This is a genomic window from Streptomyces reniochalinae (assembly GCF_003323735.1).
In the GTDB taxonomy this organism is placed as follows: domain Bacteria; phylum Actinomycetota; class Actinomycetes; order Streptomycetales; family Streptomycetaceae; genus Streptomyces; species Streptomyces reniochalinae.
Genome location: NZ_QOIM01000010.1, coordinates 1 through 764, shown reverse-complemented (window position 1 = coordinate 764; position 764 = coordinate 1). Strand labels below are relative to the sequence as shown.

Here is a 764-nt window from a genome sequence, read left to right as displayed (position 1 = left end):
CCTGGCAAGTCCAGCTCATGGCGCCAGTGGGCCGAACGGCTGCGACAGGAGGCAGCCACCACGACCACACTCGACGAACTCACCTACTGGCACGAACAAACCCAGGCCACCCACCCCCTCCCCCTGGACAACCCAGCCGGCCGCAACACCATCGGCCACAGCCGCACCTACCAAGCCGTACTCGACCAAGCAGCAACCCGCGCCCTGCTCCACGACATCCCCGCGGTCTTCCACACCCGCATCAACGACGTACTCCTCACCGGCGTCACCTCAGCAATCGGCACCTGGACCGGCGACGACCACATCCGCCTCGACCTGGAAGGCCACGGCCGCGAGGAACTCTTCGACGACATCGACATCTCCCGCACCACCGGCTGGTTCACCACCATCTCCCCCCTACGACTCCCCGTACCCGCCACCACCGCACTCGGCAACGGACTCAAACACATCAAAGAAGCCCTACGAACCCGCCCCCGACAAGGCATCGGCTACGGCCTCCTCGCCCACAGCCACACCGAAACCCGCGACACCCTACAACCAACCACACCCGCCCAGATCAGCTTCAACTACCTCGGCCAATTCGACGAAACCCTCGCAAGCAGCTTCGCCGCCTCCTCCGGACAGGCCGGCCCCGACTGGCACCCCGACAACCACCGCCCCTACCTGATCGACATCGTCAGCCACATACACAACGGCCGACTCCACATGCAATGGACCTACGACAGCGACACACACACCACCCACACCATCCAACAAGTCGCCGA

Annotated in this window: 1 protein-coding gene; it reads left to right on the top strand. The window is 64.7% G+C overall.

The window, feature by feature from the left end; translation table 11 throughout:
- Positions 1–764: condensation domain-containing protein (locus tag DQ392_RS00050; protein ID WP_220182579.1), on the top strand; the 764-nt coding region annotated here is incomplete at both ends.